The 13,450-nt window shown below is 58.5% G+C and carries 12 protein-coding genes; 9 read left to right on the forward strand and 3 right to left on the reverse strand.

All coding sequences use genetic code 11. The features are described 5' to 3' along the window. Window positions 1-9: 9 nt before the first annotated feature. Window positions 10-1,602, reverse strand: coding sequence for an ATP-binding protein (locus PHU01S_RS00780; RefSeq protein WP_048746196.1), 1,593 nt, complete (start codon window positions 1,600-1,602; stop codon window positions 10-12). A gap of 212 nt (window positions 1,603-1,814) precedes the next feature. Between PHU01S_RS00780 and PHU01S_RS00785 the strand changes: the two genes are divergently transcribed. From PHU01S_RS00785 to PHU01S_RS00795, 3 genes are read left to right on the forward strand one after another with little or no spacing between them, the layout of a single operon-like run. Then, window positions 1,815-2,828, forward strand: coding sequence for a Bug family tripartite tricarboxylate transporter substrate binding protein (locus PHU01S_RS00785; protein WP_048746200.1), 1,014 nt, complete (start codon window positions 1,815-1,817; stop codon window positions 2,826-2,828). A 46-nt stretch (window positions 2,829-2,874) separates the two neighbouring features. Then, window positions 2,875-3,336 carry a tripartite tricarboxylate transporter TctB family protein gene (locus tag PHU01S_RS00790; protein ID WP_127505559.1) on the forward strand — a complete coding sequence of 154 codons (462 nt, stop codon included), beginning with the start codon at window positions 2,875-2,877 and terminating at the stop codon, window positions 3,334-3,336. A gap of 12 nt (window positions 3,337-3,348) precedes the next feature. Next, the gene (locus PHU01S_RS00795) at window positions 3,349-4,875 is read left to right on the forward strand and encodes a tripartite tricarboxylate transporter permease (protein WP_021881627.1); all 1,527 of its coding nucleotides are present in this window, start codon (window positions 3,349-3,351) and stop codon (window positions 4,873-4,875) included. A gap of 124 nt (window positions 4,876-4,999) precedes the next feature. On the opposite strand, the gene PHU01S_RS00800 is transcribed toward PHU01S_RS00795, so the two are convergent. After that, entirely contained in the window at window positions 5,000-6,259 is a 1,260-nt protein-coding gene (locus PHU01S_RS00800; protein WP_164762925.1) for an MFS transporter, read from the reverse strand. Between the two features lie 103 nt (window positions 6,260-6,362). On the opposite strand from PHU01S_RS00800, the gene PHU01S_RS00805 reads away from it, so the two are divergent. After that, complete coding sequence (locus PHU01S_RS00805; RefSeq protein ID WP_164762926.1) at window positions 6,363-8,162, forward strand: ABC transporter substrate-binding protein; 1,800 nt, start codon at window positions 6,363-6,365, stop codon at window positions 8,160-8,162. A gap of 187 nt (window positions 8,163-8,349) precedes the next feature. Here PHU01S_RS00805 and PHU01S_RS00810 read toward each other — a convergent pair whose 3' ends face one another. Further along, window positions 8,350-9,969 (reverse strand): glycosyl hydrolase family 18 protein, encoded by a 1,620-nt coding sequence (locus PHU01S_RS00810; RefSeq protein ID WP_127505565.1) that lies wholly within the window; start codon window positions 9,967-9,969, stop codon window positions 8,350-8,352. 152 nt (window positions 9,970-10,121) lie between these two features. On the opposite strand from PHU01S_RS00810, the gene PHU01S_RS00815 reads away from it, so the two are divergent. The 5 genes from PHU01S_RS00815 (at window position 10,122) to PHU01S_RS00835 (ending at window position 13,447) form a co-directional block, all read left to right on the forward strand. Then, window positions 10,122-10,316 carry a DUF3934 family protein gene (locus tag PHU01S_RS00815; RefSeq protein WP_021881569.1) on the forward strand — a complete coding sequence of 65 codons (195 nt, stop codon included), beginning with the start codon at window positions 10,122-10,124 and terminating at the stop codon, window positions 10,314-10,316. Window positions 10,317-10,446: 130 nt separating this feature from the next. Then, complete coding sequence (locus PHU01S_RS26530; RefSeq protein WP_246029105.1) at window positions 10,447-10,908, forward strand: zinc ribbon domain-containing protein; 462 nt, start codon at window positions 10,447-10,449, stop codon at window positions 10,906-10,908. 5 nt (window positions 10,909-10,913) lie between these two features. Continuing rightward, window positions 10,914-12,017 (forward strand): DmpA family aminopeptidase, encoded by a 1,104-nt coding sequence (locus PHU01S_RS00825; protein WP_127505567.1) that lies wholly within the window; start codon window positions 10,914-10,916, stop codon window positions 12,015-12,017. 252 nt (window positions 12,018-12,269) lie between these two features. After that, on the forward strand, window positions 12,270-12,695 hold the full coding sequence (locus tag PHU01S_RS00830; protein ID WP_127505569.1) for a DMT family transporter: 426 nt from the start codon (window positions 12,270-12,272) through the stop codon (window positions 12,693-12,695). Continuing rightward, entirely contained in the window at window positions 12,695-13,447 is a 753-nt protein-coding gene (locus PHU01S_RS00835) for a Crp/Fnr family transcriptional regulator (protein WP_373864506.1), read from the forward strand. The genes PHU01S_RS00830 and PHU01S_RS00835 overlap by 1 nt, the downstream gene beginning before the upstream one ends. Window positions 13,448-13,450: the final 3 nt, after the last annotated feature.

Consider the following 13,450-nt stretch of genomic DNA (forward strand, 5'->3'; position numbering starts at 1 on the left):
AACCTCCCGTTATTCCGGATGCTTCGGCACCGCCGCTATAAAGATCGTTCCTCCGGTTGGCTTGCGGCTGTAAGTCACCATGCCCCCAAGCCTCGTCACGGCCTCATGCACAAGATAGAGGCCGATCCCCCGATCGTCGCCTTCTTTGGTGGAGATGCCTTTATGAAACACCGTCTCGCCAAGCCCTTCCGCCACGCCCGCGCCATTATCCTCGCATTCGATGATGAGATCCTTGCCGAGATCGGTCAGCAGCAGACTGACCCGCCGCTCTTGCGGCGAAAGGCCGCTGCGTGCCAGCACAGCTTCCATCGCGTTGTCCGCAAGATTGCCGATGATCGTCACGAGCAGGCTGCGGTCGAGCGACTCCGGCACATCCCTGAAGCTGCTCTCGGCATCGAGAGTAAAATTGACCTTGAGCTCCCTCGCATGATTGAACTTGCCGATCAGAAACCCGCCGATAACGGGATCTGGAATCTCGCGCATGATGAACTGCACCAGATTTTGCTGCATGCCGGCTTCGGTGTGAATCAGCTCCACGGCTTCCTGATACGATCCCAGCTGGATAAGCCCGGAGATCACATACAGCCGGTTGGAGAATTCATGCGTCTGGGCGCGCAGGGAGTCCGCGAACAGCCTGACCCTCGACAGCTCCTGCGCAAGGCGGTACAGCTCCGACTTGTCCCTGAAGCTGGAGACCGCTCCGGCTACCTCTCCCTTGCCGTCCAGCAGCGGCACCCGGTTGGCGACGACATCCTTGCCGCGCATCTGCATTTCCCGGTCCAGCTGGACCTCTCCGCTCCGCACGACTTCAAGCAGGCCTGTATTGGGAAGCACCTCTTCTATCGCTCTGCCGGTCAGATCCTCGTTCTCGGGCACCTGAAGAATATCCATGGCGATGCGGTTGGCCATCGTAATCCGGCCTTCCCGGTTGACGGCGATGACGCCTTCCCGGATCGATTCCAGAATCGCTTTCTTCTCCATGTACAGCGCGGCGATTTCCTTGGGCTCCAGTCCATGGATGGAGCGGCGCACGCTGCGGGCGATGAAGACGGCGCCGGCTGCTCCGAGCAAAAGCACGAAGGCGCATACGGCATAGACCTTGTGCTGGTAGGGATCGTCGATCCGGTCGATCTCCGAAGCGAGGAACCCGACGCTGACGATTCCGATGACTTGTCCGTTCTCAGCGAGGATAGGCGCCTTGCCGCGGAGCGACAGCCCCATGGAGCCTGTCGCTTCGGAAATAATCGCTTTTCCCTCCAGAACCGGTCCGTTGTCGCCTCCGACCATCGGCTTGCCGATCCGGTCCGCGATCGGATGGGAGAGGCGGATTCCGTTGCGGTCGCCGATGACGACGTATTCGGCTTTGGTTTTCAGGCGGACGCTTTCGGCGATCGGCTGGATGACACGGCTCGGCTCGGGCGCCAGGAGCGCCTCACGTATTTCCGGCATGACTGCCAGCGACTCCGCGACGGTCAGGGCCCGCACGCCGATCTGCTGCTCCACGACGCGGGTTACGACATAATAGAACGTTCCCCCAAGCGCGAGAATGAGCAGGGTCAGGAGAGAGCAGATGATGAGAATCAGTTTGGTTTGCAAACGCATGATGAAGACAGCCTCCGTTGGCTCAGGCCGGCATTCCCGGGAGCGAGAGAGCGGCGTGAACAAAATGAACAAAACGCCCGAAACGAATTCAATTCGTTTTATGTCCTTAACGTGGTTGGGCATGCAGGCGGATGGTATTATGAAAGCGCTTTATATGATAGGAAATCGGAATCGATCAGCTAAACTATACTACATGCAAAGGGGTTTTTGAAATGAATAAAAGACTGCTGAAGACAGCGGCTGTCCTGACTCCGCTGCTCATCCTGAGCCTGGGGCTTGCAGCTTGCGGCGATGGAGGGAGCGGAAGCTCGGCCAGTTATCCGTCCAGGTCGCTTACGCTGGTCGCTCCGTCGGGAGCCGGCGGAGGATGGGACATGACCGCACGGACCATTTCCAAGGTGCTGACCGAGAGCAAGGCGGTCACGAAAGCGATTACGGTCGAGAACAAGCCCGGCGGCGGCGGAGCCGTGTTCATGGCCGAATATGCAACGAAAGACAAGAAGGACGATTACAAGCTGTTCGTCAACTCGCCTCCGATTCTGATCAACAACTTGAAGAAGGAAGGCAATTCTCCTTACGGATACGCGGATACGACGCCGCTGGCGCAGCTGACCAAAGACTATGGGGCCATCGCCGTCGCGGCCGACTCCAAATACGAGGATCTGAAAACCCTGCTGGACGACATCAAGAAGGATCCTTCCGCATTCACGGTAGCGGGCGGCTCGGCGCCCGGCTCCATGGATCATCTGGTCTCGATCCTTCCGGCCTACAAATATGGGATCGATCCCAAAACGATCAAGTATGTCTCCTACGACGGAGGAGGGGAGGCGCTTACCGCCTTGCTGGGCGGCAATGCGGACGTGCTCGGTACCGATGCCTCTTCCCTGGACCAGTACGTGAAGTCCGGCAAGATCAAAGTGCTGGCGGTCGCGGCGCCGGAGCGGCTGGACAATCTGAAGGATGTGCCGACGATGAAGGAGCAGGGCATCGATGCCGAATTCCTGATCTGGCGCGGCATTTTCGGGCCGAAGGAAATGAGCGAGGGGGCAAAGGCCTTCTGGGAGGAGACGCTTGCCAAAATGAAGGATTCGCCGGAATGGGCGGCCGAAATGAAGGCAAACAACTGGCAGACGGACTACAAGAACTCGGATGAGTTCAAAACGTTCCTGGAAGACCAGAACAAGCAGCTGCACGATATGCTGGCGGCGCTCGGCATGCAGAAGTAATCCATTTTGAACCGAGGCTATCCGCCCGGAGAGAGGAGGAATCACGGTGAACCACAGCTTTGACCGATATGCAGGCATCGTGTTCGGCGCCATCGGCATTTTTTTCATGGCAGGCAGCAGCACCATCTCTTCCAGCGCTTACGGCAGCAGTATCGGAGCCAACATCTTTCCGCTTTTCCTGGGAGGATGCCTCCTGCTGCTCAGCGTCAAGCTGATCTATGATACTTTCCGCAAGGAACGCGCGGCATCCGCGAAAGCTTCGCTGGATTACAAGCGGTTCGGCATCATATTCATCGCGGCGGTTCTGTACGCCCTGCTGCTCGAAAGCGCCGGATTCGTCATTACGACCTTCCTGTTCCTGCTGATCGGGTTCCAGACGATGCAAAAGGGGCGCCTGGCAGTTTCCATCCTGATTGCAGCCTGCTTTTCATACGGCATCTATTATCTCTATGTCCATGTGCTCGACGGATCCCTTCCGGGCTTTCCGGCATGGCTGGGCTTATCCTAAGGGGGCGGCAACATGAGCACGATCGATTATTTGCTTCACGGACTCGCCACGGCCATGCAGTGGCATAATCTGCTCTTCGTCTTCTTCGGGGTCCTGATCGGCACCGTCGTCGGCGTTCTGCCCGGCATCGGTCCGATGAGCGGCGTGGCGCTGCTGATTCCAATCACCGCTACGATGACGTCGGGATTGTCGCCCGAAGAGGCGGCGACCAGCTCCATCATTTTGCTGGCAGGCGTCTACTACGGCGCGATGTACGGAGGCTCGACGACTTCCATCCTGCTGAACACGCCGGGAGAGTCATCGTCGGTCGTCACCACGCTCGACGGCTATCAGATGGCGAAGCAGGGCAGGGCGGGAGCGGCGCTAGCGATTGCGGCCATCGGATCCTTCGCGGCTGGAATCATCTCTCTGATCGGCCTCATCTTCCTTGCGCGGCCGCTGTCTGCCGTCGCGATCAAGTTCGGTCCGGCGGAATACTTCTCGCTCATGATTCTCGGCTTGCTGGCGATCAGCGGCCTGGCCGGCAAGTCGATGCTCAAATCCTTGATCATGACCGCATTCGGCCTGCTTCTGGCGACGATCGGCATCGACAGCGTGTCGGGAGTCGAGCGGTTCACCTTCGGCGTGCCGGAGCTGTACCAAGGCCTTGAATTTCTGACCGTTGCCGTCGGCTTGTTCGCAGTCGGCGAGGTGTTCAAGACGATACTGGAGAAGGACAGCAATGAAGGGGAAATGGCGAAGATCAACCGCATCCTGCCGACGAAGCAGGACATGAAGGACAGCGCCGCTCCGATCGCCCGCGGCTCCGTGCTCGGCTTCTTCATCGGGCTGCTTCCCGGAGCAGGCGCGATTCTCGCTTCCTTCTTCGCTTATATCATGGAAAAGAAAATCAGCAAAAATCCCGAGCAGTTCGGCAAAGGCGCGATCGCCGGCGTCGCGGCGCCGGAATCGGCCAACAACGCCGCATCGGGCGGGGCGATGATTCCGCTGCTCAGCCTCGGCATCCCGTCTTCCGGCACGACGGCGATTCTCATGGGCGCCTTCATCATGTACAATGTCCAGCCGGGTCCCTTGCTGTTCCAGGATCACCCGCAGCTCGCCTGGGGCGTCATCGCCAGCATGTTCGTCGGCAATCTGATGCTGCTCATCCTCAATCTGCCGCTCGTGCGCATTTTCGCCAAGGTCATCCAGACGCCGGCGAAATATCTGATACCTCTGATCATCGTCTTTTCCGTATTCGGCGTCTACGCGGTGCAATATTCCACCTTCGACCTGCTGCTCGTCATGGGCTGCGGCCTGGCCGGTTATTTCCTCGCCAAAAACGATTTTCCGCTGGCACCGCTCGTGCTCGGCCTGATTCTCGGGCCTATGATGGAGAACAACATGCGCCGGGCGCTGACGATCTCCAACGGGGATTTCATGATCTTCCTGGAAAAGCCGGTATCGCTCCTGTTCCTGTTCATCGGACTGCTGTGGGTGACCATTCCGCTCGTGCTGAAGCTGAAGGGTCGGAAGGTGCTGATCAACGAAGAAGCTTAACTTGGACGGGATGGAAGGCAAAGAGAGCTGATCGCCGATCAGCTCTCTTTTAATGGTCTCGGCAAATCCTTTTCCGGATCCTTCTAAGCCAAGCCAGGTTTCCGAGGAAGCGGCGACGGCGCGGCTAATCCACGGCAACGGGGCCGGGAACAAGATGTTGCGGCCCGGCTTTCCATAACGAAGTCGTGGACCAGCTCAGAAAAAGAATCAAATTCCAGGCCAGGCAGCCCCAAAAGATGATTCTCGAGCCGGCATGCTCCATGACGAAGCCGCTCAGGAGCATGGCAGCCGGCATGCCGAGCCGGAAAAACGTTCCGGTAATGCCAAGCACTCTTCCCATGAGAGCCGCGGGAGTCTGCTCCAGGCGATAGGTGTAGACCGTCACATTGCTCAGTGCTGCAGCCATGCCGTAAAGGAATGCGGCGATTCCGAACCAGATCGGGCCTTGGGAGCTGCCGAAGAGCAGATAGGAAGCCATGAACAGCAGCATGACGATGCCGTAGCATTTGCCCGTCCCCATAAGCCGGCGCAGCCGGGGAGCGGCATAACTTCCCGCCAATCCTCCGGCGCCTGTCAAGGAAAGGATCAGGGCCAGCAAGAAGGAGGAAAGCCGAAGCTCATCCTTGGCGAAGTAGATCATGGCGGTTCCCGCTACCGTCATGCTGCAGTTGGCGAAAAGAATGAACAGCGTAAACGTCCGGAGGGGCTTGTGCTCCCGGAAAAAACGCCAGCTTTCGAGAAGCTCCGCTTTGAAGCCCGCGCCGGAGCTTCTGCCTGCCCCCTCGCTCAGCCGCAGCCAGGATATGGGGAGGAGGCAGAGAAGATACAGGACGGCGGTGGCCAGAAGTCCGCCGGACAGATCCGGCAGCAGCAGCAGGACGGCCGACAAGGCGGGTCCGGCCAGGCCGACGGTCGTCTCCACGGCCGAAAGCCTGGCGTTGGCTTGGCCGAGCTGGGAGTCTGGAACGGCAAGCTTCGTCAAGCTGCCTTGGACATTGAAATATCCGTATCCGAACGTCATGAGCAAAAAGCCGATGCCGTAATAGGCGGGCAAAAAAACGGTGCCGGTACGGTATAGCCAGACCAGAAAAAGCAGCAGCAGTCCTTGGATAGCGATCATGCCGATCGTCCAGGCTTTTTTGTTGCTGCGGTCCACGAGAACTCCGATCAGGACGGCGAAAAACAAATTCGGAAGCAGCTCGGCGGTTCTCATCGTAGCCATGGCGACTGATGAATGGGTAAGCTCATACATCATCAGCGGCAAAATCAGCTCATAGAGCTTGTTCCCGGCGGTCATGAGAATGGCCGCTGCGAGAACGATCCGAAAACCTCCGTTCCGGCTTAGCGGAGCATCTTTCGATCCATCTCCTGCAATTCCTTTCACTTGCCATCTCTCCCTCAATGCTTTATGAATGAAGTATAGGGGCATCGTAATGAGCCAAAAAGGTCATTTATCAGGCCTACTTTTTCATCTTTTGGAGAGAAGCATGAAAATAACGGAGGATTATTTGCTTTTGACGCGCGCATTCCCGGAGGGAAGAAAGCTTTCTCCGGTTCTCGTGTCGAAGACGGAGCTGGCCGAAGCGTTGTTCTGCAGCGAAAGGAACGCCAAGCTCATTATCGGCAAGCTGGCCGCCACGGGCTGGCTCCGGTTCGAACCGGGAAGAGGGCGGGGAAACAAATCCAGGCTGTATCTGGATGCGGATCCCGCTCCGCTGCTCCTGCAGGAGGCCGAAGACAAAGTCCGCGGCGGCGATGCCGAGGCTGCTTTCAGGCTGATCGGGGAATATGCCGGGACGGACGCCGTCAAGCGGGAGTTCATGGATTGGTTTTACCGGTATTTGGGCTATCAAAGCGATGGCGGATCGAGCCGGGTCGTTGAAAAGCTGCGGCTGCCCATCTACAGGCCGATCGTGTCAATGGATCCGGGAGAAGCATTTTATGCTTTGGACGGTTATCTGGTGGAGCTGATTTTCGGGACGCTCGTATGCTGCGGCGACGATGAGAGCGGAAGGATCAGCCAGGGAATCGCCCATCATTGGGAGTACGATGAGGCAGGCATGTCCTGGACCTTCCATTTGCGCAAAGGCATTCGCTTCCACCACGGCCGGGAGCTCGATGCCGAGGACGTGAAGTTCAGCTACGAGCGTCTCAAGCATACCGCTCACGCCTGGGCCGTTCGCAGCATCGGCAGCATGGAAGCCCTGTCGTCTCATGCCATCCGGATAACGCTGAAGGAGCGGGACAGTTATTTCCTGCGCGTGCTGAGCTATTCGACATGCTCGATCGTTCCGAGGGATCTTTATGGCGCCGACGGCAGCGGCAGCCCGGAGCTGCCGGTCGGAACAGGGCCGTTCAAGGCGGTTCGCCGAACGAGAGGGAGCCTGCTGCTCCAAGCGTTCGATTCCTATTTCGGGTATAGGCCGCATCTGGACGAGCTTGAACTGATCGTGCTGCCGAATGCGGATAGTCTGGAAAAGAACGACGATGCCGGATTCGTTCATGTCTTGACCGGCGAGCAGACCCTTGCGGAGAAAATCGGCTGGAAGCATATCGGGATGATGAGCGGGACGAGCCTGCTTACCGTCAACCGCAGCATGCCCGGGCTTCTCGAGGATCCTTTTCTGAGGAGAGCGCTGAACGTCCTGATCGACAGGCAGGCGATGGTCACAGAGCTCGGATTTCCCCGCATATCGCCTTCCTCGGGCTTCGTATGGGGCATCGACGATAAGGGAGTCGATGAATTCGATCCCGATGCCGGCATGAAACTGCTGTCAAAATCAAGTTATGCCGGTGAAACCATAACCTTGGCGACATTCCCGAGACATCAGAACGATGCGGAATGGATCTCCAGCAGCCTGTCCCAATACGGAGTAAGGGTGGAGGTCGTTCTTCACACCTGGGCCGGCATGCTGCTGCAGCAATCCGTCGAGGCGGCACATCTGATTCTGTTCGAAGCGGTTCTCAGCGAAGGCCCAATCCGCCTGCTGGAATACCTGCAATCCTCGACAGGGTTCATATCGAGCCATATGTCGCCGGAGACGAGGAGGCGGACGGAACAAATTCTCGGCCGATTCAAGCTCGCGGACTCGGAAGAAACGCGTAGGGACTGTTTGGATGAAATTGAAGGCTTGCTGAAAAGCGAAGGGGATATCCTTTTTCTGAACTCCAAAGCTGTCAGCGCCATGACGCATCCTTCGCTTCGGGATGTTCGGCTCAGCCATAGAGGATGGGTCGATTTTCGAAACGCTTGGGTCATGCCGGATTCTAAGCAGATCAAACCTTAATTTATACATGTCATTAAATATTCATGATGCGAATATATAGGGTCGTTAAATAAGCGCGAATTCCCTGCCCATCAAGGATTTCCACCTCGCGTCCTTGATCGGAAAAGAAAGCCAAAAGAAGGCCGTTCCGGCATCCATCGCCTGGAACGGCCTTTTTATTGGGCAGAAGCGCATATTCAGGTTGAATTCAAGAGAAGGAATACCCGGCATAACGAATCGCATTGCGGTGGGCAGCCCATACATCCGGGCTTTCACCGCCCATATACCAGTAGGCGAATCCGGCAGCGCCGCTCTGAAGGGCCAGACTCATTTTGGCCGACAGAGACCGGCTGTCTTCAAGCCAGATCTGATGGCGCACGGTGCCGATGTAGTAGCTCGCAGTGTAGGTCGATAAGCTGGAGCTCCAAGCCGGACGCAAGCCGAGCGATGCCGCGATGCCGTTCTGCTCGGGAAGGCTGAGATCGGCCGATGTCACGATGCCGCTGGCGGCTGTGCTCCAATCCCTCGTATAAAAGGGCAGGCCGAGAATCGTCTTGGCGGCCGGCACGACCGCCTGCAGCTTGCCGAGGCCTCTGGCTACCCAGGGCAGGGAGGCGACGGCTCCGGCATTCTGGCCTCCGCTCCAGTGCTCGTCATACCCCATCAGCACGATGTAATCCGCGGCCGAGCCCAAGGCGGCATAATCAAACGCTTCGGTCCAGTCGCTGCCGGTATCCGGCGATACGCTTACGGACAGTACGGCGCCGAATGCATGGAGAGACTTGGCCAGCTCGGAGACGAACTGCGTCATGTTCTGCCGATCCTCGGGAGCGACATTCTCAAAGTCCAGGTTGATGCCGTCCGCTCCGCTCGCTGAGATGCTGGCGGCGAGCTGCTTGACGGCGGCCGAGCGGCTCGCAGACTGGCTCAGCAGGGCGTGCGTATCCGCTTGCCTGGACCGGTTGCCGACCATGACCCATACTTTCTTCCCTTTGGAATGGGCCCACTGCACCAGCTTGGCGTCGGATGAATCGGACGATAAGCCCTTCGGACCGACGAACAGCCATCGGGGCGACAGCGTGTTGATCCCGCTGGACGACGCCTGCTGCTTGAATTGTTCCGTCGTGGAGTTGTACTGCCAGCCCATCTGGACGGGTGCTTCGGGCTCGGTTTCGAACTGCTGCGACCATTCAGCACGGTTCCGGATGCGGTCCAGCAGCACAGCGGCTTCCGCCCTGCTGATCGCCGCCTTGGGGCGGAAGTAGCCCTGATCTCCGGCCATCAGCGACAGCCGGTTCATCTCGAGTACGGATGCTTCCGCCCAAGGGGAGATCCGCTCCTGATCCCGGTAGACGGTCTCGCCGCCGACTGGAGCGCCCCGCTTCAAGGCGCGCAGCAGCATGACGGCGGCTTCCTCGCGGGTGACGCTTGCCGCAGGCTCGAACCGGTCCGCGGAACGGCCGCCGATCCAGCCGATATTGACGGCTGCCTGGATCATGGGATAGAAGGCAGAGGAACGGGCGACGTCGCGAAATGCCGGTATGGCGGCCTGTACCGGCTCGAGACCAAGCGTTCTCGCGATCAGGGTCGCAAGCTCGGCTCTCGTAACGCTTCGAGCTGGAGAATAGCGGTCGGCTGAAGTGCCGGACACGATTCCGAGCTTGGCGAAGCGCAGGATGGCGCTCTCCGCATAGCTGCCGGAGACGTCCTTGAACGCTGGAGCGGCGGCGGCGGCTTGGGCGGAAGGGAAGAGCGGCGCCGTTAAGGCCGCTCCCAGCAGGAGGAACGCGCCTTTTCGGGCTAGTCTTCGAATATGTAGGCTCATCATCGGTCTTCAACTCTCTTTCGGACGGTCTATCATCCATCGTAAACAAAAAGAGAGAGCAGCCCCATGCTTAAATATTGGTAAGGCTGCATGGACGGATTTGCCGTAAACAGGTTGACAGAGTATGATAGAAGCACGATTGGAGTGAAGGAAGCATGAGCAAATCCAAAGGCGGAGGCACCGGCCGGGGTACGGGCAAGAAGGGCTGGAACCGCTGGCAAGCCGGCGCCAAGCGCGCCGCAAGCAAACCGAAGCCATATGTGAGCAAAGGGCTGCAGAAAAAAGCGGAAGAGGCCAAGACGGCGCGGCTTGCCGCCAAAGCCGAAGCAAACAACCCGGGCAGCAGCTAAGCACAGCCTCAGCACATTTCGGAAGCATTTCGAAAAAAGCTGGGGTTTTTCTTTTGCCCTCCTCCAGCCGATCCGGAAAGGAATGATCCCAATGGAATCCAGCGTAAGCTGTCCTTGGTGCGGAAACGACATGCGGCTTGAACAGCGCGTACGCCCCTCTTGCCTGCATGAGGTGCTGCCTTGGCATTTGGAAGGCATCGATGAAGACGGAGCACCGGAGCGGAATACCCTTTTGGCGGATGCAGACCAGTTGTCTGCAGAAGAGTCGGGAGACACGGCGAATGACAGCGGGGCGGCCCATGCAGGCACGCTGTCCGTGGAAGAGATCGCAAGCATGACGCTGGAAGAGCTGCTGGCTGCGAGCTTCATATGCGGCCGCTGCGGCAGCCGCGAATGCTCGGTCAATGAAGCGGCGATGAACGGGACAGGTCTGAGCCGGCTGTTCGATCTCGATTACATCCACCTGATGTACACTAGCTGTGAGGAGTGCGGGAAAGTCGAGTGGTACGACTCCGAGGTGCTGCGAAGAAAAACGCCGGAGGAGATGTCGAGATTGCTCGCCAAGCTTTTTCCGACAAGAACAAAGGAGTGACGGGAATGAACCGGCGGAGGTTTCATGAATATGGATTGAAGGTCGGCAGGATGAAAACGGGACCTCTCAACAGCATCGCGGATGTCCCGGGAGTGAGCGCGGGCCATGTCACGCTGCTGTCCGAAGGAGATGATCAGCCGGTCGTACGGACGGGAGTCACCGCTATTCTGCCGCATCAAGGAAATCTGTTCCGGGAGAAGGCCGCTGCGGCATCCTATGTCATCAACGGCTTCGGCAAAACGGCCGGGCTTATCCAGGTCGACGAGCTCGGCACGCTGGAGGGACCGGTCATGCTGACCAATACGTTCGGCGTGTCCGCTGCGGCTGAAGGCGCGCTGCGCTACATGATGGAGCAGGATGACGGAATCGGCGGAGAGGCCGGCTCCATCAACATCGTAACGGGCGAATGCAACGACAGTTATTTGAACGACATGCGCGGCCTGCATGTCCGGCCGGAACATGCGGTTGAAGCGATTCGTCTGGCCAAGGAAGCCTGGGAGCAGAGGAGAGCGGTCGGAGAAGGCGCCGTCGGAGCCGGCACCGGCATGGTGTGCTTTGGCTGGAAGGGAGGAATCGGGACCTCTTCGCGAGCCGTCGCTGCGGCGGGCCGCGAATACCATATCGGCGTTCTCGTCTTGACCAACTTCGGCAGCGGCGTCGACCTCTCCATTCTGGGCGAGCCAATCGGACAGCTTCTGGCCAGGAACGAGGCTGACGACCGCAAGGAGGACGGCTCGGTCATCATCGTGGTTGCGACCGATCTGCCGCTCGATTCGCGGCAACTGAAGCGGGTGGCGAAGCGCGCTGCCTTCGGGCTGGGACGGACCGGCTCGATCGCCCACCACGGCAGCGGCGATATCGTCATCGCCTTCAGCAACGGCATGCTGACGCCCCATGATCCGGAGCAGGATTTGCTTGCCGTGCAGGTCGTCCGCGAAGACGGACCGCTCATCTCCGAATGCTTCCGTGCCGCAGCGGATGCGACGGAGGAAGCGGTCTACAGCTCCTTGTTCGCAGGGACAGATATGAGCGGAAGATCGGGAAGAGAGGTCCATGCGTTTCCCGTCGATAGGGTTATCGGCCGGTTTGAAGCCCGCAGCGCCTTCTGACCGTTCTTGTCCCCGCATAGGCATGAGGCCATACGGGAAAGGACAGCCTAACGGTGCTGTCCTTTTTGGTGTGGAGATCGAGATGGCGATAGGAGATCGGGTTGATTCACCGCTCTCTTCTGCGATCGCCGGTTCTGCATTCCTGCCGGCTTTCAAGCCCATTCCCTAAAAAGGACATATGTCCTTTTCAAATGTATCCCGGATATCGTGTAATGGGGGAGAAAGCGACGAGTACACGAGGGGAAGATACCGATGAAGGGAATTCTGTTCGCCGTAGCAGCGGGCATGTTCATTACGCTGCAGGGAGTAGCCAACTCGAGAATCGGCGCCGCGATCGGCACCTGGCAGGCGGCTGCGCTGACGCAGCTGACGGGCTTCATCGCGGCGCTGCTGCTGCTCGGCCTCTTCCGCCGATCGGCAGGCACTGGACTTCGCGGGGTCAAACCGCTTTACTTGACCGGAGGAGCGATGGGAGCCGTCATCGTCTTCAGCAACGTACAGGCGATCCATGCCGTCGGCATTACGATTGCGGCAGCCGTGCTGCTCATCGCGCAGCTCAGCTTGACCTTCCTTATCGACGGCAGAGGCTGGTTCGGCGTCGTGAAGCAAACGATGAGCCTGCCCCAGTTTCTCGGCATCGCCATGATGATCGCCGGCGTTCTCATTCTGAGGGTATAATGAAAGGACTAAGCATGACGATGGAAGGCGGGAAGGACAACGGAATGAAGCATGAACATCCCGACCGGCAGCTGCTGGATGAATACTTGAAGCTTCATGGCCTCGAAGACGTCTTCGGCAAGCCGCTGCTGCCGCATCTCACCTTGCGCCGGTTCGACCAAGGCGAATTGATCTGCAGCCAGGGAGATGCCGCCGACAGCGTGTATGTGCTGGTGAAGGGCAAGGTGAAGATCTTCACGACCTCCGAAGAGGGGAAGTCGCTTATTCTTTCCTTCAAAACGCCGCTGGAAGTAATCGGAGATCTCGAATATGTGCAGAAAGCGGATTTTCTGAATACGGTCGAAGCGGTATCGCCCGTCGCCATGATCGGCGTCCATCACCGCTGGCTTGCCCTGCATGGAGACGATCACCCGCCGTTTCTGCGGTTCCTTCTTGATATCCTCACCAAAAAGTTTTATGCCAAGTCGAATTCCTTGAGCTTCAATCTGATGTACCCGGTGGAGATCAGGCTTGCCAGCTATCTGCTCTCGGTATCGTACGACGAGACCGATCCGTTGTTCCAGGGGGAGCTTCGGGCTTCCATGCTGAGAGATGCAGCCAATCTGATTGGAACGAGCTACCGGCATGTGAACCGGGTGTTGAAGCAGTTTGCCGCGGATGGATGCATCCGGCGCTCCAAAGGCGTGATCTCCATCCTGGATCGAGGGAAGCTCGAGGCGCTCGCCAGCCGCAACTTGTATGAAAGGAGCTGACTC

The organism is Paenibacillus humicus NBRC 102415 (assembly GCF_004000905.1).
Lineage (GTDB): Bacteria > Bacillota > Bacilli > Paenibacillales > Paenibacillaceae > Paenibacillus_O > Paenibacillus_O humicus.

What these genes read in the sequence shown, in the direction of transcription:
- PHU01S_RS00780 (WP_048746196.1), bottom strand. Translation starts at nt 1,602, where the DNA reads ATGCGTTTGCAAACCAAACTGATTCTCATCATCTGCTCTCTCCTGACC.
- PHU01S_RS00785 (WP_048746200.1), top strand. Translation starts at nt 1,815, where the DNA reads ATGAATAAAAGACTGCTGAAGACAGCGGCTGTCCTGACTCCGCTGCTC.
- PHU01S_RS00795 (WP_021881627.1), top strand. Translation starts at nt 3,349, where the DNA reads ATGAGCACGATCGATTATTTGCTTCACGGACTCGCCACGGCCATGCAG.
- PHU01S_RS00805 (WP_164762926.1), top strand. Translation starts at nt 6,363, where the DNA reads ATGAAAATAACGGAGGATTATTTGCTTTTGACGCGCGCATTCCCGGAG.
- PHU01S_RS00810 (WP_127505565.1), bottom strand. Translation starts at nt 9,969, where the DNA reads ATGATGAGCCTACATATTCGAAGACTAGCCCGAAAAGGCGCGTTCCTC.
- PHU01S_RS00815 (WP_021881569.1), top strand. Translation starts at nt 10,122, where the DNA reads ATGAGCAAATCCAAAGGCGGAGGCACCGGCCGGGGTACGGGCAAGAAG.
- PHU01S_RS26530 (WP_246029105.1), top strand. Translation starts at nt 10,447, where the DNA reads ATGCGGCTTGAACAGCGCGTACGCCCCTCTTGCCTGCATGAGGTGCTG.
- PHU01S_RS00825 (WP_127505567.1), top strand. Translation starts at nt 10,914, where the DNA reads ATGAACCGGCGGAGGTTTCATGAATATGGATTGAAGGTCGGCAGGATG.
- PHU01S_RS00830 (WP_127505569.1), top strand. Translation starts at nt 12,270, where the DNA reads ATGAAGGGAATTCTGTTCGCCGTAGCAGCGGGCATGTTCATTACGCTG.
- PHU01S_RS00835 (WP_373864506.1), top strand. Translation starts at nt 12,695, where the DNA reads ATGAAAGGACTAAGCATGACGATGGAAGGCGGGAAGGACAACGGAATG.